Below are 25,099 nucleotides of genomic sequence, written 5' to 3'. Positions count from 1 at the left end.
AAACGGGTACAAAATATAAGCTGTTAAAATTTATAACTGATACTAAAAATCAGCTTGTTTAATTCTTACTAATCCACAATTTCAATTCTTTTGATTTTTTCTCCTTTTGAATTTCTGCAGCGGATCAGGTACACGCCTTTAGCATAAACGCCCAGACTCAGCTTAAGTTTTCCTTCATGTGATTCTTCAGAAGAATATAGTACCCGGCCAAAAACATCCGAAAGTTCAATTACGACATTTTCATTTTCCGTAAAATTCCATTCAACGAAAACATCTGATGATGCGGGATTGGGATACACCTGCATGAAATTCATTTCTGCATTGATGTCGTTTATTCCGTCAATATAAGACACAACAAAATCAAATGTAGTATCACACCCGCTTGGCGTGGTAACCGTTACCGAATAATTGTCAGGTAAAAGTCCGTAAACATCTTCGGTAAATAACCCGACTGACCACTCGTAAGAAAGAATCACACTGCCTGCTGAGCTCATTTCAATTGCGCCATCGTTGCAGGTTGCACAGGTGGCCTGGGTAACAGTACCGGAAACGGCGGGCCAAACAAATAGATCAGAAGTCCATGCAGCAGTAAAACCAGCCATTTCTACCGACGCGTCCGAAGTTAATAAGATAAACATCGCGCCGGATTGAGCTGTCAGCGCTGATGGAACAACGACACCCGAAAATCCTCCCAGCAAAATGCCGGAATTGTCTATGCCATCATAAACATAAACACTGTCGAAGTTGTCCTCCATTTCGAATGAATCAAAGGTCAGAACAATGGTATCAGCACAAGGCGGTTGAATCAAAAATCCACAATTCAAATTACTGCTGTAATTGCCGTTCACTCCTCCATCATCAGTGAGTGTGCCGCTTTCGAGAATAGATAAAGAATTTACACAAACCGCCTGACAATAAATACTCTGATTAATAATGACGGTGTCTGTTATTACAGGATTCAGCGGATCGTTGGAAGAAATGGAATTATAATATTCATAAAATCCAACCACAGGTTCACTATTAAATACAACGACAACAATCTGAGTATCGCCAGGAGCCACAATGCCGGCAGACGGCACAAAAACCGAGCTTCCGTTGCTGATGCTCCAGTCAAGATCTCCGGTGCCGTTGTTGATTACATAGATTGTGTGTGTGATTGAAGTGTCGCAGGTAGCAATGGTATATTCCGATGGAATCAAAGGCAGAACTTCAATTTCCGGAGATGTCTGCACAACAATTGTCTGAGTAGTTGTATCAGCTCCAACACAATTTGATGCAATCAAAGTTACGGTATATGTTCCCGGAGTATCGAATGCATGAGTTGCGGATTGTGTTGTATAATCAGTTGTCGCATCACCATCCACATCCCAAAGCCAGGCAGTTGCATTTGCATCCGTGCTTGTGAAAACGACGTTGGAATTCATTGGCGGATTATTGTCTGAAACTGTAAATACTGCAGCAGGAGGGGTCGTAATCAAAACCGCATTCCATTCAGCCACAAATCCTGCAATTTGATTGAAAGCATTGGTTGTAAACAATAGGAACATTGAGCCGGAATTAGCTGTCACTGCAGCAGGAATAGTCGTTCCGCTAAAGGTGCCAAGTAAAACTCCAGTTGTGTCGGTTCCGTCATACACTTTCAGATTATCGCCCCAGCCCTGTGTTGCAAAGCTTGTGAAAGCAAGCGTGACAGCATCGGCACAATAAGGCTGAATTAAAAATTCACAGGATTCATTTGGACTGTAATTTCCTGTTGGGCCACCACTATCTGAAATTAATCCGGATTGCTGTGTTGAAGCTGTGTCTGTACACATGACAAACAAACAGTTTGTTGACTGATGTAAAATGACAGTGTCTGACAAAACAGGGCTCAAAGAATCATTGGAAGAAATCGTATTGTAAAATGAATAATCTCCCGCCGTTGCCGATGCCTGGAAAATCACGGTTACTGTTTGAGAAGAACCTCCGGCAATTGTTCCGGAAGCCGGCACCAAAGCATAGGTTCCGTTGGTTCCGTTCCAGACAAGATCTCCTCCGCCATTATTGTAAATTGTAAAAGTGTGTGTAATTTCTGTACCGCAATCGGAAATTGTGTAATCCGTTATTGAGTCGGAACTCAACGCAATCTCAGGCCCCGCCTGAACAACAATCACCTGTTGCGTTGTATCACCACCCAGACAATTCGATGCAATCAATGAAACAGTGTATGTTCCGGGAGTTGTGTATGCATAGCTTATATTCTGTGTTGTGTAGTCGGTCGTTCCGTCACCATCCACATCCCATTGCCAATCGGATGCATTGGCTTCTGTATTTGTAAAAACAACATTCACTCCCAGGGCCGGATTGTTGTCCGAAGCTGTGAAAGCGCCTGTAGGAGCGGATGTGAAGAGATCGGATGACCAATTGGCAATAAAGCCTGTGTTGGTAATTGTAGAATTACTCGTAAACAAAACATACATTGATCCTGAGTTTGCTGTTACAGGAGCAGGAACATTCGTCCCGGAAAATGCACCAAGCAAAGTACCTGTTGCATCTGTTCCATTATAAACTCTCACAAAATCAGATCCTGCCTGCGTTGCAAACGAAGTAAATGCCAGCGTTACAGCATCTGCACAATCGGGCTGAATCAGGAAGCCGCAATTCATATTATCGCTATATGGGCCTGCAGCGCCACCATTATCGGTCAACTGTCCGCTCACCTGAACTGAACCGGTTACAGAACACATCAGGTTTAAACAGTTCATGGTCTGATGCGTAATCGCAGTATCTGTCAAAGTAGCCTCGTCTGCATCGTTTGACGAAATGATGTTGTAGTAAAAATAATCCCCGGCCAGTGAAGAAACAGGAATTGTGACAGTAACGAGCTGCTGCGCACCCGAAGCAATTGTTCCGGAAGACGGCACCAGCGTTAGTAATCCGCTAGCTCCGGTCCAGACCAGATCTCCGGTTCCTGTATTGAAAATTGTGAAAGAATGTGTAGCGGAAGTATCACAGTTCGTCAAAGTGTAATGTGTTATTGAATCAGAGCTGAGCGAAATTTCCGGCGCACTCTGGACAATAATTGTTTGCGTTGTTGTGTCAGCCCCATTGCAGTTCGAAGCAATCAAAGAAATTGTATAAGAACCAGGAGAAGTGAAAGTGTTAGAGACACTCTGCGTTGTACCATCGGTAATGCCATCGCCATTAAAATCCCAGTTCCAGTCAAAAGCATCTGCATCCGTATTTACAAATGAAACAGACGTGTTCAAAGCCGGATTATTGTCAGAAACAGTGAAGGCAGCTGTTGGAATTGTTGTAAGAGGAATGGTGGTCCAGTTTGCTTCAAACCCGGCCGCAGTCCCGTTTGCATTGCTGACAAACAGAAGGAACATTTGTCCTGAAGCGGCAGTGAGTACTGGCGGAATTGTCGTAGCAGAATATGTTCCAAGTAAAATACCAGTAGCATCATGACCGTCATAAATGCGTAGATTATCATTGGTCGATGCAGTCACAAAGCTAGTGAAAGTAAGAATCACAGAATCTGCACAATCAGGCTGAATGAGGAATCCGCAGTTCTGATTGTTTGCATAATTGGCTGTGGGACCGCCTGAATCAAAGAGCACTCCGCTTGTTTCGGTGGTCTGGGCATCAATACAAATACTGCTGCAATTCAAAGTATTTTCGACCACAAATGATGTATCAAAAACGCATCCCTCAAACGATGAAATCTGAACGGAATAATTTCCGGCACCAATTCCTGAGAGATCTTCGCTTGTCGCACCATTACTCCAGTTGAATGCATACAGACTTCCGCCTGAAACAGAAATATTTATTCCACCATCTAAAAAATTGCAGGCATCATTTGTTATAGAAACGGAGTCCATTTCCAGACTTCCATTCACTACATACGATGAAGATTGGGAACAACCAATTGCATCGGAAACAGTAACAGTATAAAAACCAGTCGGAATACCAATTATGTCTTCTGTGATGGCTCCGTTTGACCAGATAAATGTGTATATACCACTGCCACCAATGGGTTCAATGTAAATTTCTCCCTGACTCAGAGCGCACGTTGTATGGACAACACTGTCGCTTATAATTGTCAATGAGCCGGAGTTTTCGGACACATAAATGGCCGAGGATGCGGCGCAAGCGTTGGCATCGGTCACTGTGTACGTGTAGTTGCCGCTTGTCAAACTGTCAATATCTTCCGTCGTTTCACCATTTGACCATGCATAGCTGATCGGGCTTACACCGCCAGTTACCATGATGTTGATGCTTCCAAGATCGTTGTTGCAGAATTCTTCGCTCATGGCATAGGCAACATTAAGCGTTCCAGCCGTATTTACAATTACAACCGGAGCTGAGGACACACTGCATCCCGATGCATCAGTTGCTGTGCAGGAATAAGTTCCTTCATTCAGGTTGTAAATATTATTTGTTGTTTCTCCGTTTGACCACAGTATAGCATAAGGCGCAGAGCCACCTGTAACGCTTGACATGATTTCACCGTTGTTCTGATTGCAGTACTCATGGTCATAATCAAGAATGTTTATGGCCAGCGTTCCGGCAAGATTCTGAACATTGAAAACCGGCGTTATCAGCTGACAACCGGTGCCGCTTTGTGTAACTGTGCAAGTATAACTTCCTTCAGATAATCCGGTCAGATCCTGCGTTACAGCACCGCTTGACCACAGATAAGTGTAAGTTCCGGTTGAAAGATTAATGTCGATTGAACCCTGATTGTTGTTGCATGTTTCGTTCATCACATATTGAAATGTGAGCGACATTCCGCTTGTTTCATTGATTACGTTGAATGATGCATTTACCGAACAATTGGTCTGATCAGTAACTGTAACAGAATATATTCCTTCTGAAATACCGCTTAAATCCTGGGTTACAGCACCATTACTCCAAAGGTAAGAAAGTGTTCCGTTTCCGCCGGATGTTGATATGTTTATCGAACCATTGTTGTTTCCACAAACTTCGTTAACAACAATTGGATTTGTAATTAATAAATTTCCCGCATTGTTTACTATCGTGTATGAACTTGTCACACTGCAATCTTCAGCATCGGTAAGTGTTACTGAATATGCACCTGCCGGCAGGTTGCTGAGCGACGATGTCGTTGCACCGTTGCTCCAGTTGTAAAGAATCGGTGCGTTGGAACTAAAGGCAGAAATGCTGATGGAACCGTTTGCATTGCCGCAGGTTTCCTGAACTACTGTAGCATTGTTAATTGCAAGATCACAAGCAACAGAACACTGTCCTACAATATTCATTACCGTCACGCTTTTAACAGCAGTACAGCTATTGGCATCGGTTACGGTTACTGAATAAGTGTTTTGAAATAAATCAGTAAGATCTTGTGTCGATGCACCGTTTGACCATACATACTGATATGGCGAAACACCGCCGGAAACTTCAAGATTGATTTCCCCTTCCATGTTGCCGCAGATTTCATTGATAACTCCCGATGATAATATAATTGGATTGGCCGGCATCACTTCAAAAGTTTTCGAGGTCACACAACCGGTAGCAGCAGTTACAACCACGGTATAAATTCCGGGTGAAAGGCTGGCAACATCCTGCGTTGTGGCTCCATTACTCCATGCATATGATGTAATAGTCTCCGAGACCGAAATGTCAATGGCTCCGTTATTCTGGCCAACGCATGGCTGATGAGTAATCACTTCAGTTACCACGGCACCTGCAATGTTTGAAACCGTAAATACACCAATAGTGTTACAGTCGTTTGCATTCGTAACCGTTACGGTATACACGCCTGCAGCCAGATTACTGATGTCTTCGGTGACAGCACCATTACTCCAGAGATATGTGAAAGGTCCATCCGGGCCGCTGACAGTGATGTTGAGAGCACCAGTGTTTGCTCCGCAAGCCGGGCTGGTTGTAGCAACAGTGATAATATTTGAATCGGGTTCATTCAGTGTCAAAGTATTTCCCGAATTCAGGCTTGTGAAACTGATAGTCCAGTTGAAAATCCACCCGTTATCCTGTGGATTATGATCTTTAACCCAGATTGTCCAGATACCATCCAACGGAACTCCAACCAGATTCATGAATGATTCATATGGGGTGTATGAGCCGGCAGGAAGATAATTGTCGGTCAACACCTCGCCCAACAAATCAGTGTAAGTATAATTGTAATTTGATTGTTCATCAACCATGGTTCCAAACACCGGATTATTTGTAAAACAATAATCGTATCCAACTCCGGCTGTGGTATCCGTATTTCCGCCATCGGTGGGACCTTTGGCACATGGTTCGCCCATATTTGTATGTCCGCCATCTGCATTGTTGAATCTTTCTTTCAGAGTTAGCTGAGTTCCGTTTGGTGCTATCAAAACGATCTCAACCTCACCCAGCGCCGAATGTTCCATGTTCAGACACAGCGACTGCAGCTGACTTGGATTTGTGAGCACAGCTGCCCCAAATCCGGTAATCGGAATAGATGTGGTATACACGTTTCCATTTCCATCCGGCAGAAACGTAGCACCAGCATCATACTCACCGCTGATGACTTGTGCATCGCCATTGCAACCGTAAATATCGTCAACAAACACTTCATAGGTTCCGGCCTGGAGATAATCAACCGGCAAGTCAGTGGAGAGAACTGTCAGTGAGTTGCTGAGTGAATCCACTATAGTTAATACATAAGGTTGGAAACCGCCTGTGATGGCTGCATCAATCTGACCACTGCTGTCGCCAGCGCATCCAAGATCAATTCCCGCCAATGAATAATCTATCGGCTGCGAATCATCAATAAAAAGCTGAATGGTGTCTTTTTGGCCGCATGCAGTGGGTTCATAAACTAAATAAATTATTTCCTGACCTTCTGTTAGTCCGTCAGCAAATGCATCAATAATGATGGTAGCACTGGATTGTCCGGCAGAAATTGTTATATGGTCCTCAATCTGATCATAGTCCACGCCGTTGATAGCAGAACCAAGAATTTCATAATAAATTGGAATATCATACGTGTAAACACTATCCAGCTGAAAAGTGAAACTGGCCTGAATACAGCCTTCCAGCGCGGTGTTGTCAACAGTCGGTGTTGTGGTGATTGCGCTCACATTTCCCTGCACCAATGAGTTTTCCTGAAGAAGCACCCATGAGTCATAGGCCTGATCCGATCCGTCAGCAATTACAAGACGCAATGTGTAGTTTGAACATGGAATGAGTCCGGACGCAACGGCTTTCATTTTTGTTGTATAGCCATCAAACTCCACATGATTTGTCAGCATTCCCAATTCATTGTCATTATAAAACTGCCAGAAACTTCCATTGTTTATGGAATTGATGGTAACAGGGACGTTGGTGGTAGGTACCACTGCAAGATTTTTTTCGCCAACAATTCCGGGGCCGCTGATATAAAAAGCAAACACATCGTTATACTGCGTGTTTACAAATTCATTGTATTCTTCGGATGCAAAAATATAGCTGAACTCCACATAATCGGACTGAACCTGAAAGTCGAATTTCAACTCAACCCTGTCGAAGGTGCTGTACCCTGCCAGCGCAGTCAGAGCTGCATCACCCGGCTGATTCATGGATGATGAAGTGTTTTCGCTGCTATTCGGGCCCACAGCATCGGCAGCATTACCAGTTGATAAAATCACGCCCGATGAAGTTTCAAGCATACCTCCGGTATAAGTAAAATAGCCCGATTGCAATGTGCTGCCAAGAAGTGTCGCATTGTACACGGAAATATTCTGGCCCGCAAGATATTGCGCCAGCACCGTTGCGTTCGACTGAGCAGTAACACTAATCTGGGCAATGCTGCTCAGACTAAAAAGAACACAAGCTGCAACAAAAAAAATCTTTATTTTCATAAAACTGAATTAGAGTAATCATCCGGATTAAAATCGACCTCCCTGAAAATAATCAGAAATAACACAATGAATTGCTTGCAAAGGTAATTATATACCTTGCAAACACAAAACAGGCCTCCATTGCTATAATGCTGGAAATAAACTGTCAGGTGGGCGGTCTTTAACCCAATAAAGACCAATCCTGCTCAAAGTGGTTGCACCTGCAAAAGAATAATTTAAGGTGAGGAATTTCCTGACTAATTTCTTATCTTTGCAAGTCCATGAAAAAAGATCAGAAAATCATTATAAAAGGCGCACGGGTAAACAATCTGCAGAATGTTTCCGTTGAAATTCCGGCAGGGAAGTTAACCTGCATTACCGGACTTTCCGGTTCCGGAAAAAGTTCGCTGGCGTTCGATACACTTTTTGCTGAAGGTCAGCGCCGATATGTTGAAAGCCTGAGTTCCTATGCGCGTCAGTTTCTGGGACGTATGCTCAAACCCGATGTTGACATCATTGAAGGCATTGCTCCGGCCATCGCTATTGAACAAAAATCGTCCACTCGAAATCCGCGTTCAACAGTTGGAACGGTCACTGAAATTTACGACTATCTTAAGCTTCTGTATGCGCGCATCGGCCGCACCTATTCTCCCGTAAGCGGTAATGAGGTGAAACGTCATCAGACAAAAGATGTTCTCATTTATCTGAAAAAACTTCCTGCCGGCACCCGCGTATATCTCATTACTCCATATGCAGTTCGCGAAGGGCTGAGCCTTAGTGAAGCACTTGCCCTCAGTTTGCAGCAAGGCTACTCCCGCATGCTTGTTGACGGTGAGACTATTCCCATTGAAACGCTACTCGAAGAACTGAAAAAGAAAAAATCGGCAATAAAATCAGACAGACTATATCTGATGATCGATCGCGCAGTGACAACGGAAGACCCCGAAGAAATTGCGCAACGCCTTTCACTGAGTATTGAAGCAGCCTTCACTGAAGGAAGCGGAATCAGCATTATCTATTCTGAAAACGACAAACATTACGAATCGTTTTCAAACCGCTTCGAAGAAGATGGAATTTCTTTTGAAGAACCGTCAGTCAATTTGTTTTCATTCAATAATCCCTACGGTGCCTGCCCCACTTGCGAAGGATTTGGAACCATCATAGGCATCGATCCCGATCTTGTGATTCCTGACAAAGCACTATCCGTTTATGATGGCGCCATCGCTCCATGGAAAGGTGAAAAAATGAGTGAGTGGCTGAACGATTTTCTCAATGTGGCCTGGGAATTTGATTTTCCTGTGCATAAGCCATTTTGCGAACTCACCGCCGCGCAAAAAAAATTGCTTTGGACCGGCAACAAACATTTTGAAGGCCTCGATGCATTTTTCAATATGCTTCAACAAAACCTGTACAAAATACAATACCGCGTCATGTTGTCGCGCTACAAGGGACGTACAGGTTGTCCCGACTGCCGCGGAACGCGACTTCGCCACGATGCATCCTACGTGAAAATAAACGATCAATCTATTTCCGATCTGGTGCTGATGCCTGTCAGAAACCTGATTGAGTTTTTCAACAATCTGAATCTATCTGAATACGATGAAAAAGTTTCTCATCATATTTTGCGCGAAATAAATTTCCGGCTAAAATTTCTTAGTAATACAGGACTGGAATATCTTACGCTGAACCGGCTTTCAAATACACTTTCCGGCGGTGAAACACAACGCATAAACCTGGCGCGCGCACTCGGCAGCAGTCTGGTGGGTTCAATGTACATTCTGGATGAACCCAGTATCGGACTGCATCCGGTCGATACCGAAAAACTAATTAGTGTGCTGAAAAGTTTGCGCGACATGGGCAACACTGTAATTGTTGTTGAACACGATGAAGACATTATTCGTGCGTCGGATTTCATAATTGACATCGGACCCGGCGCTGGCCGCAATGGCGGGCACATCGTGTTTCAGGGCACTATGCAACAGCTTATGAAAAACAAAGACAGCTACACGGCTAAGTATTTCAGAGGCGAAGACCAATTGCCATCGAAAGAAAAAACAGTAAAGCCTAAATTTTTTATTGAACTAAAAAATGTTGAGCAAAACAATCTGAAAAATATCAGCGTAAAAATTCCCATCAATGCCATTACTGCCGTGACCGGTGTGAGTGGAAGCGGAAAATCATCATTGGTCCGGCAAGTGCTGTATCCAGCACTGCAACGCCATTTCGGAAATTATTCAGAACAAGGCGGAAGCTTCGGATCCATTGATGGTGACATCCATTTACTCACCGGAGTTGAAATGGTGGATCAGAATCCGATCGGTCGCTCTACCCGCTCTAATCCGGCCACCTACCTGAAAGCTTTTGACGAAATCCGCGATCTTTTTGCATCACTACCGTTGTCAAAACAACGAAATTACAAACCCGGATTTTTCTCTTTCAATGTGGAGGGTGGACGCTGCGAAATGTGTCAGGGCGAAGGAACAATAACGGTCGAAATGCAGTTTATGGCTGACGTTCATCTTGTTTGTGAAGAGTGCGAAGGAAAACGATACAAATCTGATGTACTTGATGTGCAATTTGCCGATAAAAGTATTTCAGACATACTGGATTTGACCGTTGAAGAAGCATTAAAATTATTCAGAGATCAGATAGACGGAAAATTTGGAACGAATTGCAAACGCATATGCGACAAAATTCAACCGCTTGCCGATGTCGGCCTTGGATATCTTCAGCTTGGACAATCCAGCAGCTCGCTCTCAGGTGGCGAAGCACAACGCATTAAGCTTGCTTCATTTCTTTCAAAAGCACTCCCCAACGAATCAATATTGTTCATTTTTGATGAACCAACCACAGGCTTACATTATCACGACATTCAGTATTTTTATCAGTCCATCACAAGACTTATTAATGCAGGCCATTCGGTAGTTCTTGTTGAGCACAATATGGAACTGGTAAAATGCGCCGACTATATTATCGATCTGGGTCCGCATGGCGGCGATCTTGGTGGCGAAGTTCTTTATCAGGGACCTATTGGAGGAATCAGAAAAATAAAAAACTCTGCAACGGCATCTGTTATTTCAAAAAAATTACCGGAATGGGAAAAATGAGTTCTATCGGAAAAGCTTATAAATTCAAGGCCCTGAAAGTGTATGCAAGCACTGAATGGGTGCTCGATGGGAAAAAATACAGAAAGGTTTTCGAAAATCTTGAAACAACTTATCTGTATGCTGAACTTAGTTTCTATAACAAACTTTTTGACGAAGAAGACTGGACTGCAGAAATCAATCTGAAATGTTTTTCCAAAGACACAAAGGGAAATAATAAAGAACTGTGCAACATTGTGGAAAAACTCGATGTGAGTAAAGAAAAAAACGAAATCTATTTCCGTCAGGGATGGGGTGCAGAAGCCAACGGTTCGTTCTGGAAACGCGGAGACTATTTCTGGGAAGCCTGGATTGAAGGCGAAATGGTTGGTACCGCTGAATTTCACGTGGAAGGGGAAGGCCTCGTAACACAGGAAAATAATCCATATTTCAACCTGCAATCCATGCGCGTTTTCGAAGGTGGGTGGAATTTCGTTGATGAAAAAGAACGTGTTTATCTGAAGCAATTTTCGAAAACGGATACCAAATATGTTTGGGTGGAAGTGACTATCGAAAACAAAGCAGCTCAACCATATTACTGCGAAGTGTTTTTGTTTTTCTACGACAAGGCCCGTCAATTGAAAGGCACGACCAGCATGCTCAATTATGTGAATTCAAGCGCCAATGCAAAGTTGAGTTTCGCTACGGGATGGGGCAACAATACTGGCGGTGACACCTACAAACAAGACTTGTACTACGTCGAAGTCGTGTTCATGGAAAATCTGCTCGGCACCATCCCGCTGCATTTCGAAGAAACCGCCGAAGAAGGAGATGTCGAAGTTTTCGCTCCGGGACTGATTCAGAACAATGCTCTTGTAAATAATGCAGCAAAAAAAGAAAACATTGAAGAGGTGCTTGCGGAACTCGATCAGCTGATCGGACTTTCATCTGTAAAAAAGCAAATTCGCGAGCATATCAGTTACATCGACTTCATCAGTATCCGCAAGGAGAAAGGGTTTCAGGATTCCGACAAAGTGAGTCTGCACAGTATTTTTACCGGCAATCCCGGCACAGGAAAAACAACGGTTGTCAATTTGCTTGGACGAATTTACAACACAATGGGGTTGCTGTCGAAAGGTCATGTGATTGAAGTAGGTCGCGCAGAACTGGTGGCCGAATACATCGGACAGACCGCGCCGAAAGTGAAGAAAAAAATCAGCGAAGCTCAAGGTGGAATTCTGTTTATCGATGAGGCCTATGCGTTGTACCGCAAAGACGATGAAAAAGATTTCGGCCACGAAGTAATTGAAATTCTCATCAAGGAAATGTCCGATGGTAAAGGCGATATAGCCATCATGTTTGCAGGCTATCCGAACGAGATGCATGATTTTCTTTTCTCCAATCCCGGATTGAAAAGCCGCATCAATTATTCATTTCACTTCGAAGATTATCTGCCGGACGAGCTCTTGAAAATTATTCATCATTATGCAACAAAGAAAAAACTGATCATTTCGCCGGAAGCAGAAAAAGAAATGAATGATTTTGTAATTGCAGAATACCGGAGTCGTGACCGCACATTCGGAAACGCCCGCATGGCCTTGTCGCTGGTAGATGAAGCGAAAATGAATATGGCCCGCCGCCTGATGCTCAAGCCAAATGTGAGAGATCTGAGTGAAGATGAATTGTCGACAATCCATCTGAGCGATGTGACTGAAATCAGATCGCGTGAAGTAAAGAAAAAGCTGAAACTGGCTGTCGATGAGGGTTTGCTCAATATCGCCCTCAACGATCTGAATCATTTGGTTGGACTCAATCTTATCAAAACCGAAATGAATGAGTTGGTGAAATTGGTCCGCTACTACAACGATCTCGGAAAAGATGTTCTGAATAAATTCTCTCTGCACACAGTTTTCACCGGAAATCCGGGAACAGGCAAAACCACCGTAGCCCGCATCATTGGCCAGCTTTACAAGGCACTTGGCTTACTTGAGCGTGGACATGTTGTTGAAGTTGACCGATCGGAACTCGTAGCTGGATACATTGGTCAGACTGCTATTAAGACACAGACAGTGATTGATAATGCCATGGGCGGCGTGCTGTTCATCGATGAAGCATATGCGCTCACCGATAATGGTGGCAACGATTTCGGGAAAGAAGCCGTGGAAGTTCTGCTCAAAGAAATGGAAGATCATCGCGGCGAATTCGCTATCATTGCCGCTGGATATCCCGGACCGATGAGTAAATTTTTATTGTCGAATCCCGGCCTCAAATCACGCTTTGACAGGGTGCTGAATTTTCCTGATTACACCGAAACCGAGTTGCTCGATATTGCCAGAGGCATGTTTGAAACCGAAGGATTGCTGATGGATTCCGATACTGAAAAACATTTTCTGACACTGATTGCCGACATGCTTAAAAAACGCGATGAATATTTCGGCAATGCGAGAGAGATCCGCAAGATCACCCAAACCGTCATCCGACGCCAGAATCTGCGACTCGCCTCGATGGAAAGCAGCCTGCGTGCGCCACAAATGATTGCCACCATCATCAGGGAAGATTTCAACGACATTGAGTTGCCCACCAGCACACAAAGCGGCAGCATTGGTTTTAAGCGGAGTGAAACAAACTCCTGAACAAAGCCCTCAAAGGGTTTGAAACTTAGCCCTCGAAGGGTTTGAAACCCTTCGAGGGCTGGGTTTCAAACTTTTTTCCTTTGTCTTTCCATTTTTTCTAATTTAGCGTTTTCGAATTTTCACAAAACAATCTAACCCAAAACAAAATGGCAATAGTAATAAACGGTCAGGGTCTGACCATTGAAAAACTGGTGCAGGTAGCACGTAAAGGCGAAAAAGTTGAACTCCATCCCGATGCAGTGAAACGCATCAACGCTTGTCGCGCCATGGTGGAAAAGAAACTCGAGGCTGGCGAAATTATGTACGGCATCAACACCGGGATCGGTGAATTTTCGGAAATGGTTCTCAACGAAGAACAGATCAAAGAATTTCAGAAATACCTCGTATATAATCATGCTGCCGGTATCGGCGACCCAATGCCCATCGAATGGGTGCGGGGCGCAATGGTTGGACGAATCAACGTTCACGCTCACGGAAACTCGGGCTGCCGCCTTGAAATCACACAGACGCTGGTTGACATGCTCAATAAAGGCGTGACTCCAATGGTTTGTAAAAAAGGTTCTGTTGGTGCCTGCGGCGACCTTGCCCCTATGTCGCAGATCGCGTTGCTGATGATGGGCGAAGGACATGCATATTTTGAAGGCGAACTGCTCGAAGGTAAAGAAGCGCTGAAACGCGCCGGTATTCCCGTTCCCGGCCTGATGGCCCGCGACGGTTTGGCTACCATCAATGGTTCAAACGTACTTACGGCTATGAGTGCCATTTTCCTGTACGATGCCAATCGTTTTCTGAAACAGGCCGAAATTGCCACAACCATGTCGCTCGAAGCGCTGAAAGCCAACTTTGGACCTTACAATCATAAAATTCATGAAGTGCGTGGCTTTGCCGGAGCCATCCGTTCTGCAGCTGCCATTCGTAAAGTGGCTGCCAATGGCGATTTGATGGAAAAACGCATGAAGGTAAAAGTACAGGACGCTTATTCTATGCGCTCAACTCCGCAGGTAATCGGTGCTGCACACGATGCATTGAAATATGCCAAATCGCAGGTTGAAATTGAATTGAATGGTGTTGGCGACAATCCTATTTTCTTCCCCGAAGAAAATCTGCAGCTGTCAGGTGCCAACTTCCAGGGCTCACCGGTAGCGGTTCCCATGGACATGGCCGGATATTGCATCACCATGGTTTGTGTGCTTTCAGAGCGCAGAATGAATCGTTTGAACAATCCGGCGCTGAGCATTGGACTTCCACCGTTCCTCAGTGAAAATCCCGGACTTTTCTCAGGCCTTATGCTGAGTCAGTACACTGCCGACATGCAGATTGTTGAACAGCGGATTCTTTCGGCTCCCGCATCAATTCAGAGTATTCCGGCAGCTGCCGATCAGGAAGACTTTGTTTCGATGGGTATGAATACAGCTTTGAAAAATTTCCAGATCATGGAAAACGCCAATGGTGTGTTGGGAATCGAATTCATGGCTGCCGCTCAGGCACTCAATCTCCGCAACAAACTCGAGACTCCGTACAAATGGGGAACCGGCACCGAAACGGCCCATAAAGTAATCCGCAAATATGTTGATTACCTTGAGATTGATCGCCCGCTCTATCCTGATCACAACAAAATGAAAGAACTGGTGAGTACTGGTGAGATTCTTGACGAAGTTGAAAAAGTAATCGGATCAATTGAATAAATAATTTTACCTGATGCAGCCATCTTTCCGAAGCTGCATCCGGATTCTCATTAAACTATAAAAACTATGAACGCACAAAATGTCGACATGTTTCTGATGACAAATGCGAAATTTTTCGAACCGCATCAACTTGGATTTATCAGAGAAAAATTGCTCGCCATGGATGACTCGAAATGGATTAGTATTCAGGCCCTGCAGCTACATGATCCAACGATGATTCTTATCGTTTCGCTTTTTGCCGGCTCACTCGGTGTCGACCGTTTCATTCTTGGAGATACCGGACTGGGCGTTTTGAAACTGCTTACCTGCGGTGGATTCGGCATCTGGACAATCATTGACTGGTTCACCATCATGGGTCTGACCCGTCAGAAAAACATGGAAAAATTCCAGATGTATCTCGGATACTAAAAGTATTTTGAAAAACATTGCTGTGACACCCGCGGCTACAGTTGAAAAGAAAAAAAGAAAATTCTATTTTTTCGCAGCTGCTGCATGTCTGCTGGGTTTTTGCTGGCTAGCATTTTTAAGTGTTGCAGAAAAGCTTTTCGGGATCACTGATTTAAAAGTGTGCTATTTTCGAAACGTAACCGGCATTCCATGTCCTTCGTGCGGCTCCTCACGGGCCGTAGAATCACTTTTCCAGGGCGATTTAGTTGCATCTGTTTTGTTCAATCCGTTCGGGATTGTTATTGCTGCCATCATGGTTGTACTACCGTTCTGGCTGCTGTACGACGCAATCTCCAAAAAGGCAAGCCTTTATTTGTTTTTTGAAAAAACCAACCGTGTTCTTGGACAAAAAACGGTTGTGATTGTCCTTGTCTTAATTGTATTGCTCAACTGGGGTTGGAATCTTTTCAAATATTGCTGAGATACTGCTTGAAATTGCACATTGAACCGTAAGCCATAAACTGTCTCAAAATAACGAGTTGTTACGACATTCCACCGTTCCGGCTACAATTAACCCACGAAGAGTTCGAAACTCTTCGTGGGTTTTCTAAACAGGCCAGAACATGGAACCGTCGTAACATCTGCAAAAACAACGGTTCCATGTCCTTCAGCTCCTTCGTCGCTTTCGGACGGTGGAATGTTGTTTTTGCTCCCGATCGCAATTTCAGACAGATTCCTTCATTACAGAACCACAGATTTATGAGATGTTTTTAAAAAAAATCTGGTCCTGTTTGACAATGAGTCAGAATTATTATATATTTGCTTCTTTAACATAATTAACCATGGAACAGCAACCCAACAATTATCAGGATCCCAATCAGCAGCAAAACTATTATCCGCCACAACAACCGCAGATGACATGGGAAGACGTGATTAAAGACCACATTGCCAAAACACGTGGCTGGATGATGTTTATGGGCGTGTTTAATATTGTGATGGCTGCTTTATACACCATTATGACATTTGGTATCGGAATTCTTTTCACATGGATTCCGTTTATTATCGGACTTTTCCTCATCAATGCATCTAACCGCGCAAAAACATTTCTGATGTCTGGCTCCCAGTCAGACTTAGCCGATTATCACAAACAAGTGAAAAACTTCTTTGTCACCAGCGGAATTGTTATGATTGTCAGTCTTGCACTGATGATTATTGGTGTTATTATCGCTCTGGCAGTTGGTCTCAACTACAGCAATATGGATTTTTCAAGAGGTTTCAATTTCTAAAAACTAAACACTAACTTAAAACCCTAAGCCTATGATCGCAATGATTCTCGTTTACCTGGTTATCATGATTTTTCTGGTAATCGTTCCAATGTGGAAAATTTTCACAAAAGCTGGTCAGCCCGGATGGGCAGTTCTGGTTCCCATTTACAACATTTACGTGATGACGCTGATTGCAAAAAAACCAGCATGGTGGCTGATCATTATTCTCCTCGTTCCCATCGCCAACTTCATTTTCTTAATTATGCTGCTTCACGCTATCAGTGTTAATTTTGGAAAAGGTGTTGGTTTTACACTTGGATTGATTTTCCTGTCGATTATTTTCATCCCTATTCTGGGTTATGGAAGTGCACAATACAATCCGCCGGTAGAGCCAGTAGCACCGGTATATCCTAGTCAACCAACTATGTAATTGAATTAAAACTGCCTTCGGGCAGTTTTTTTTATTTTTTTTGTTAGCTTTGAAGTCTAAATATTTACCATGACCTTCAAATTCAAACCTTCGTTGCTGGTTAAAATTCTGTTTTTTCTAACCGGAATTATCTCACTGTATTTCTCTTATATTTACATTGAGTGGATGATTTTTGAAGAAGCAAATAAAGCCATGTTTTCTTCTTTTCTTGATGGCGCATTAAAACGTTCTTTTAAGATGGACTTTGCGCTGAACGACAGCAAATACTACATGATTGTCGCTGTCGGAGAATTGTTCATCCTGATAAAATGGCTTGGTTCATTCATCATGTTTCGTGGAAAAGCCTGGGGTTATATCTTATACGTAATACCAAATCTCATACTGCTCGCCTGTATGACCGCCTTTATAATCATGTTCGAACCAAACGTAAATATTATTGGAATTCTGAGCGGAACCGTTGCTTTCATCATTGCCTATACCATTGCTCTTATTATGATAATAAAACGGAGAAAAGCTTCCAGAAAAATGCTGGTTGCCGAATAAAATCTGCGAAATCTGTGGGCGGAAAAATAGAGAAGCCGCGAAGGTTTTCCGGGAGATCCCGGTTGCGTCAAATTAGCTACAACTCAAACAGGGACCGGGAACTTCGTACTCAGGAAGTTTTGTGCTTTGGTGGCAACACCTCCGCGCTCCGTTTGTCAACAGATTAACCACATGAGTGCAATAGCACTGGGACAAGGTCACGCGTCGGAGACGCGCGCCCAATGTGTTTCAGATTTATTTTGTGTCATAGTGGCCATCAATCTGGGCGCGCGTCTCCGACGCGTGACCAATGTTGTTCATAGCGCACAAAAAAACGGCGCCCGGAAAAACCGAAACGCCGTTTATAGTGATTCTGATTTTAATTACATCAGTGCTTTCCGCCACAGCCCTGGCCTGAACCGCTTCCAGCGCCGGCTCCACTGCCTTTGCAGCCACTTTTGCTTTCAGTGCCGCCTGAATCCTTACATCCACCAGTGCTTTTTGTGCCGCCCGGGCAGCATCCACCGATAGTCTTGGCCTGATAGCCGAGCTTCTGAATGCGCTCAACAATTACATCAGCGCTGGTTTTCTTCGGGCTGAACTTTACAGTGACAACTTTCGTGTCAACATCAGCAACAGCTTCTTTCACTCCTTTGACAGAAGCCAATTCAGCTTCAATTTTCTGCTTGCAATCACCGCAATGCAGATTGGTCTGGATTTTAATTTCTTCCGTTTTCTTTGGTTTAACCTTCGTTTCGGTCTGGCCAAATGTAATCATCGGCAATACAAAGAGGGCTGCCGCAACCATTGCAAAAATGCGTGTTTTCATAATTCTCCTTTTTTATTTGTTTTTGTTTGAGTCGATTCTTCCTATGGCGCAACTAACGTAGGACTTGATTTTCCTGCCCGTTGAATTTTCACCTGCCTTCGGGTATCCAAGCGATCTTAGCTTTTCAGCAAATTCATCCATGCGCTCGTTGTTGCCGTCATATTCAATGGTAACACTTGATGTCTCATGATCAACGATGACGTTGTTCACACCTTCCATCGCGGAAATGCCCTTGCTGATTGTGTTTGCACAACCATGGCATTTCAGGTTTTCTATTTCAATTGTTGTTTTCATTGCTAGTCTTTTTTGTTGAATCTGATTTTTACTCCTGCATAAATCTTCCTGCCCATCACCGGACCCCATATAACACTGCTGTCGAAATACTGACTATACGGCTTGTCAGCAGAGATGATGGGATGGTGTTGCTTGAAATCAGTGATGTTCTCAGCTCCTGCATAAATCGTCCAACGTTTAAAGTTTCTTGCAAGCTGCAAATGTACAATAAAGTGTTCAGGAGAGTATTCATCCAGCTGATACGGTGCAGGAAACTGGCTGCGGTCTGGCAGTCGCGACTTTCCGATAAACTGCGCTGTCGCATCGGCCTGCCAGCGCTTCATGTTACTTGCAAAAGCCAGGGTAACCAATCCTTTGTAATTGCTTACAAGCGGCTTCTGCTGAAATTCTCCGTTTCGCTCCGACTGTTTCACATCGTTATAACGGAAAGCAGCGCGGACTTCAAGATGCTTAAGCACCGGATAGGAAACTTCTACCTGCGCATTGTGCGAAAACGATTTACCATTGAGATTGTAAACATAAATATTCGAAGTGTCCGATTCCATATCAATCAACATCTGATGCTGAAAATCGGTTTTGAAATATTCAAGCGACACCATCAATTCTTTTCCCAACACATCAAAATAACGCACCAGTGTTGCTCCGTAATTCAGCGCCTGCTCAAGTTCCGGTTCATCCAGAAATACAATTTGACTGGCTGAGGTCAATAAAGAAATATTCTCGGGAATCGCATACGGAGAGCGGGATCCAAGTCCAGCTGAAGCTCGAATGGTGGTCTTTTTATTCAAATGATATTTTACGTGTAATCGAGGTGTTGTTATTAATCCAAAGCGGTTATTGTAATCCTCGCGCAAACCCGCCATCACCGTAACTTTTTCAGGAAAAGTATAAGTGTATTGAAAAAAAACACCCGGCACCACTTCTTCGGTGTTCCAGGAACTGTCGTTCATCGTTTCCGATACATTGTCGTAGATGAAATTGAAGCCTGCATCATACTGATGTTTGCTGTCTTTAAATTCTGAATGAAAAATAAAATTCGAATAAAAAGATTTCTGCAAACCGCTGTACGCCTTGTTGCCAAATAGCATTTCGAGTTCATGCACTGAAAAAGAATTAATAAAGCCAAAACTGGTTCCAGCCCTTTCTTTGAATACATATCCTGTTTTAACAAACGCCTCTCCTCTGCGGTTGGTAATGTTGGATTTCCAAAGTCCTTCGGGTGACACCACGAAAAAAGGACTGCCGCTAATCTGGCCCCCGGCGCGGGTTTCGTCGAGTATACGCATGCCCCATCTCATCTCAAGTCCTTTGGGGCTGAAGTACTGCCAGAAGTTGGCAACATTGATCTGATGGCCCGTATTCATATCTTTAAAGCCATCTTTGTTATGGTCAATTTCAGTGTTATTAAACGAATAATGACCAAGCAAAATAGTGCTTAGCTTTTTGTTCAAATCGGCGGCCGCATTGAAATTGAATTCGTGTCGGCCGGCATCATTGAGATAATAATTGAAGAAGAGCTTTTCCTTTGCTTCCGGTTTTTTAAACTCCGCATTGATTTGTCCTGTAATGCTCTCGTAGCCATTAATTACAGCGGAAGTTCCTTTGGATATCGAAATGGAATTCATCCACGTGCCCGGAATGTATTCGAGTCCAAACGCAGATCCAAGGCCGCGCATAAACGGAATATTCTCAATCATCAGCTGACTGTAAACTCCATTCAACCCAAGCAACTGAATCTGTTTAGCACCACTGACGGCATCGGTGTAATTCACATCAACCGAAGCGTTGGTTTCGAAACTCTCAGACAAATTGCAACAGGCTGCACGCTGTAATTCTCCACTGCCAATTTCCTGAGTCCACAACGGATCCATTCTGTCAAGATGCGACCCGGAGCCATTTTCAACGATATCAACCTGAGTCAGCACATTGCTTTCCTTCAGAACTATTTCAGCGTTTTTTTGATTGAAATCCGTCAGTGTATCGCTCACATAACCAACATAAGAAACTATAATTCTAACGCCGGCAGGCGGCTCTGCAATTGAAAAATTTCCCTGCATGTCAGTTACAACACCAAGCTCTCTGTCAGACCAGTAAACATTGGCAGCAGGAAGCACTGTTCGCTTCCCTGAATTGTCTTCCCCAAACACCACTCCAGTCACCTGAGAATGCCCGGTAAGATATATCATGGCCATGGCCATGAACAATAAAATTGTTTTTTTCATTAAAAATCTGTTTTGTTGTTTTTAATCTGCTTGTTTTACACAACAGAACAACAATCAATCTTTAATGAATGTAGTTTTACAACTGTGGATTTGCCTGAATGTTCAGGCGGCGACGTATAATCGGTGAATAAATATTCCTCCGGAATTTTTTGATTCAGTGCGATAAATAAAATGGTCGCAGTAATATTAGAAAGTGTGTTATCAGCATCAATGACCGGTCGGTCATCCGTATTTGAAACATTGTCGATGGTGCGAATAAATAAATGATTATTCTCGCAGCATGAATTCGTAGTTTCCATATGATTGCAGCAAGCTGCAAGGCAATCTTCGTGGTGCTCTCCTGATTCATGCTCGCACGATTCCGGCGATTGAAACGATACCATCGTTACGCCGGTATCATGGCACATGTGTTTGAAAATATTGAAGCCCCCGGTTGATAAGATCATCAGCGGGATTAACAACAGCACAAAGAAAGTGTGCAACATTTTCATATTGCAAAGGTACAAAACTTATAATCAAATCTTTGATTTCAGACCATACCAGGTCAATGATATTTATCAGCTTTTACTTCGTGATAAACAGCAAAGTACTTGTCGACATTTCTGGCCAGATCATACGCAAAAGCAGATCTGTCGCGGATATCCGCAGCACTGAAATCAAATGCTGCAAGTCGCTTGCAAGCGGCCTCATATTCTATAATCGTTGTAGTATTCACAACAACTCCGAATTTTTCATCTTCAATAGTACCAAGATCACCAACGCCGGCATTGCAAATTACAGGAACACCCATTGCAAGCGATTCTCCGAGCTTTATTGGAGAAGATGCCTTTTTGCTGAATGCTGGTTTAATAAACATAACACTAAAATCCGCCAGCGAAAGTACATGCGACATTTGACTTCTCGGAATTCGCTCCAGAACAACAATTTCTTCAGGATATTTAAGCTTCATGGATTCAACAACCGGATTTTTTTCATTGATGCACAAAACAAACTGAGAATGCGGAAAGTTTTTTCTGAACACATCGTAAAAATCGAACATCTCCTGCATCATATACCAGGTGCCGGTTGATCCAACATACATCAACGTTTTTCCGGATACAGCAGGCACCTGAACCTTTAATCTGAATTCGTCAATCGAATTTTTATCCGGCTTTGTGAAGTGCGCATAATCAGCGGCACAGGGAATAACATGAATTTTATTTTCCGGCACGCTCCATTCTTCGCACATAAGCGATTTGGCAGCATGCGTTAATGAAATGATGACGGCAGATTTCTTCAGTAATGTTTTTTCTTTTCTTTTAAAGTAGCTGTATATTGTTTTATACAACGGATTCCGCATATTCCATATCCGGCCGTCGACGCGTTCGTCAGCCCAGAATCCGCGCATATCAAATATAAACGGGATATTTCTTTTTCGAAACAATTGCAATGCAGCCAAAGCCGAAATATAGCTACGGGCATGTATGAAATCAATTGCATTCTCATTGCATATTTTTTCGCACAAAAGCTTCATTTTCCGCAAATCAAGCGTAGTGGAAACTACCGGTGGGTTTTTTGTGTAACTGCACGGATACCACTTTACTGACAACCCATCAATCTGTGCCCTGACAACGGCTTCGCCCGACTTAAATTTATCAGCTTTTTCAAAACTGATCAGAAAATATTCGATGTTTTTTTTCGAAAGTTCCGCAATATATGGAAGCACCTGCGAAGCTCCCACCGGGTCGCACATGCCGTCGTAGCTGATGTATATTACTTTCAGCGAACTCATGATAATTTCGGAATTTCAATGTCGCTATGCTGTTCAAGATAATGACTCAATACAGTGAGAACCCATACGCGGTTGTAGTACCAGTCTACCTTTCCCGATTTGTATTGTTTGACAATATTCTGTACAAAACATTTTGGAATCGCATCAAACAAACGCAGACCAGATTGTTCAAGATATTTTTCGGGCAAAAATGAAAGATCTGTTTTCAGCCAACGCTGCATTGGGACAGAGAATCCTTTCTTCGGTCGTTCGAACAGTTCGCGTGGGACATATTCCGCCAGAATTTCCTTCAGCAACAATTTGGTGTTTCCATTTTTCGTCTTGAATTCCATCGGCAAATGGAGCGATGCTTCCACAAGCCGGTGATCGAGCAGTGGTGGCCGAACTTCGAGACTTGTGAGCATGGATGCGCGATCAATTTTTACAAGCAAATCGTCTTTCAAATAATGCGTAAGATCGAAAAACGCCTGCGATGCAGCCGGCGAAAGATTAAGATAAGCGCGGCTCACTTCCGGGAAATGCTCAGGCATTGAAAACTTCAGCGAATCCAGTTCCCAGGATGGAAACAGGTTTTGCTCTATCGAGAAAATATTGGACTTGAAATGTTTTTTCAGCGCAGAATGAAAAAACTGATAATGTCTTTTGCTTCGTTGTTGCAATCGAGCCATGGGTGATCCCATCTGCACCCAGAAATTACTTAATCGTTTTGCCCAGACATAAGAACCATAGCCCTGAAAGAGCTCATCGCCGCCATCACCGCCCAGTGCTACAGTTACATGTTGCCGCGCAAATTTCGAAATGATGTACACCGGAAAAAACGAAGAATCCGCCAGCGGCTCATCCATCTGCTGAAGCAATGGCAGCGCAAGATCGAGCATTGCTTTTTCATCAGCCGCCATTTCATAATGCTCCGAATTCAGATGCTGTGCGATTTTCCGGGCATAGGTGCTTTCATCGTGCAGCGCGTCGGGCGACGACACCGTGAAAGTTTTTATTCGTCCCGATGCCCGCGAAGCAGCCACAGAAGCCACCAGACTACTGTCGATGCCACCACTCAAAAAAACACCCAGCGGCACATCGCTGATGAGCGAATCAGTAACAGATTCCTCCAACAAATTTTTAAATCTTTCAGTTGCTTCGGAAAAAGAAATATCCTCCGTCTGGCCCGCAAAATCTTCCGGATTCCAGTATTTTGTCAGCGTCAGATCAACGCCGTTCCACACGCCATAATGCGCTGCGGGAAATTTTTTCGCTTCATTGATTACGGTATGCGGCTCTGGAAAATATCCAACATGCAGATACAACGGAAGAGCACCCGCATTAAAAGTTTTCACCGATAACGCTTTCATCAGACTTCGCAATTCAGACGCGAAGCTCAAATTCGTTTTTTGTTGAGAATAAAACAACGGCTTAATGCCAACACGATCGCGAAACAAAAAAAGTTTTTTCTCGTTCCGGTCATAAACCGCATAGGCAAACATACCATTGAGCATTTTCACCGACTCCGGACCATAAGCGGCAAATAATTCCAGCACAACTTCAGTGTCCGATTGTGTTTTGAATCCGTTGCGACCATAGGTTTCCGGAAAATCATTCAGGAGTTTCTGCGCCAGCTGTTTGAAATTATAGACTTCACCGTTAAAAGCAATCACATAACGGCCACATGCTGAAACCATGGGCTGATGCGCCGCTTCGGAAACATCAATAATTGAAAGGCGGCTGTGCGCGAGCGACATCTGACCTTCGGTCCACTCCGCATGTGCATCCGGCCCGCGATGCTGCAGCTCCGCGTTCATTGCTGTAATGCGCTGACGAAGCAGTTCGTCCGACGAAAATATTCCTGCAATTCCACACATAGATGCAAAGATATAAAAATAGACAAGTTGAGTCAAGGTTGAGGTTAAGATTAAGGTTGAGGTTAAGGTTAAGGTTGAGGTTGAGGTTGAGGAGCGAAGTTCAAAAACAGACAAAAAGTCCATTGAAAGAACTACTCCGCCTTGCTGAGTAAACGCCGTAGTTCAAAATGAATAGCGGCGAGCCCCGCCGCTGTCACATTGAGCCCTGCCTGCTGTCACACTGAGCGGAGTCGAAGTGACAGTAGCAGGATAAACTCCGTCGAAATGTCGACAGCGGGGTAAACTCCGTCGAAGCACGAACAGCGGGA

The 25,099-nt window shown here is 43.8% G+C and carries 15 protein-coding genes; 8 read left to right on the top strand and 7 right to left on the bottom strand.

The genetic code is table 11. The features are described 5' to 3' along the window. Positions 1-68: 68 nt before the first annotated feature. Positions 69-7,835, bottom strand: coding sequence for a hypothetical protein (locus A2W93_06600; protein ID OFY53289.1), 7,767 nt, complete (start codon positions 7,833-7,835; stop codon positions 69-71). 260 nt (positions 7,836-8,095) lie between these two features. On the opposite strand from A2W93_06600, the gene A2W93_06595 reads away from it, so the two are divergent. The 8 genes from A2W93_06595 to A2W93_06560 all read left to right on the top strand — a co-directional run bounded on the left by A2W93_06595 (position 8,096) and on the right by A2W93_06560 (position 17,840). Beyond that, the gene (locus tag A2W93_06595) at positions 8,096-10,921 is read left to right on the top strand and encodes an excinuclease ABC subunit A (protein OFY53288.1); all 2,826 of its coding nucleotides are present in this window, start codon (positions 8,096-8,098) and stop codon (positions 10,919-10,921) included. Continuing rightward, a complete protein-coding gene (locus A2W93_06590; GenBank protein ID OFY53287.1) occupies positions 10,909-13,530 on the top strand; it encodes a hypothetical protein in 2,622 nt (873 codons plus the stop codon). The genes A2W93_06595 and A2W93_06590 overlap by 13 nt, the downstream gene beginning before the upstream one ends. Positions 13,531-13,676: 146 nt before the next feature. After that, positions 13,677-15,215: a phenylalanine ammonia-lyase gene (locus A2W93_06585; protein ID OFY53286.1), complete on the top strand. Its 1,539-nt coding sequence runs from the start codon at positions 13,677-13,679 to the stop codon at positions 15,213-15,215. 66 nt (positions 15,216-15,281) lie between these two features. Beyond that, a complete protein-coding gene (locus A2W93_06580) occupies positions 15,282-15,623 on the top strand; it encodes a hypothetical protein (GenBank protein ID OFY53285.1) in 342 nt (113 codons plus the stop codon). Between the two features lie 22 nt (positions 15,624-15,645). Beyond that, positions 15,646-16,083, top strand: a complete 438-nt coding sequence (locus tag A2W93_06575) for a hypothetical protein (protein ID OFY53284.1) — start codon at positions 15,646-15,648, stop codon at positions 16,081-16,083. 361 nt (positions 16,084-16,444) lie between these two features. Continuing rightward, entirely contained in the window at positions 16,445-16,888 is a 444-nt protein-coding gene (locus A2W93_06570) for a hypothetical protein (GenBank protein OFY53283.1), read from the top strand. Between the two features lie 31 nt (positions 16,889-16,919). Then, positions 16,920-17,297 carry a hypothetical protein gene (locus A2W93_06565; GenBank protein ID OFY53282.1) on the top strand — a complete coding sequence of 126 codons (378 nt, stop codon included), beginning with the start codon at positions 16,920-16,922 and terminating at the stop codon, positions 17,295-17,297. A gap of 69 nt (positions 17,298-17,366) precedes the next feature. Further along, positions 17,367-17,840, top strand: a complete 474-nt coding sequence (locus tag A2W93_06560; protein OFY53281.1) for a hypothetical protein — start codon at positions 17,367-17,369, stop codon at positions 17,838-17,840. 367 nt (positions 17,841-18,207) lie between these two features. On the opposite strand, the gene A2W93_06555 is transcribed toward A2W93_06560, so the two are convergent. Genes A2W93_06555 through A2W93_06530 form a run of 6 tightly spaced genes read right to left on the bottom strand, consistent with a single transcriptional unit; the run spans position 18,208 to position 24,791 of the window. After that, a complete protein-coding gene (locus A2W93_06555) occupies positions 18,208-18,627 on the bottom strand; it encodes a hypothetical protein (protein ID OFY53280.1) in 420 nt (139 codons plus the stop codon). Positions 18,628-18,660: 33 nt separating this feature from the next. Further along, the gene (locus tag A2W93_06550) at positions 18,661-18,942 is read right to left on the bottom strand and encodes a hypothetical protein (GenBank protein OFY53279.1); all 282 of its coding nucleotides are present in this window, start codon (positions 18,940-18,942) and stop codon (positions 18,661-18,663) included. 2 nt (positions 18,943-18,944) lie between these two features. Continuing rightward, on the bottom strand, positions 18,945-21,164 hold the full coding sequence (locus A2W93_06545; GenBank protein OFY53278.1) for a hypothetical protein: 2,220 nt from the start codon (positions 21,162-21,164) through the stop codon (positions 18,945-18,947). A gap of 35 nt (positions 21,165-21,199) precedes the next feature. Next, complete coding sequence (locus A2W93_06540; GenBank protein OFY53277.1) at positions 21,200-21,655, bottom strand: hypothetical protein; 456 nt, start codon at positions 21,653-21,655, stop codon at positions 21,200-21,202. 53 nt (positions 21,656-21,708) lie between these two features. Next, positions 21,709-22,935 (bottom strand): hypothetical protein, encoded by a 1,227-nt coding sequence (locus A2W93_06535; protein ID OFY53276.1) that lies wholly within the window; start codon positions 22,933-22,935, stop codon positions 21,709-21,711. Continuing rightward, a complete protein-coding gene (locus A2W93_06530) occupies positions 22,932-24,791 on the bottom strand; it encodes an asparagine synthase (glutamine-hydrolyzing) (GenBank protein ID OFY53275.1) in 1,860 nt (619 codons plus the stop codon). Before A2W93_06530 ends, A2W93_06535 begins: the two co-directional genes overlap by 4 nt. Positions 24,792-25,099 lie beyond the last annotated feature (308 nt).

The sequence above is a fragment of the Bacteroidetes bacterium GWF2_43_63 genome, from assembly GCA_001769275.1.
Classification (GTDB): domain Bacteria; phylum Bacteroidota; class Bacteroidia; order Bacteroidales; family DTU049; genus GWF2-43-63.
Note: the sequence above shows the minus strand (reverse complement) of the source record. Positions and strands in the feature narration are given on the sequence as shown.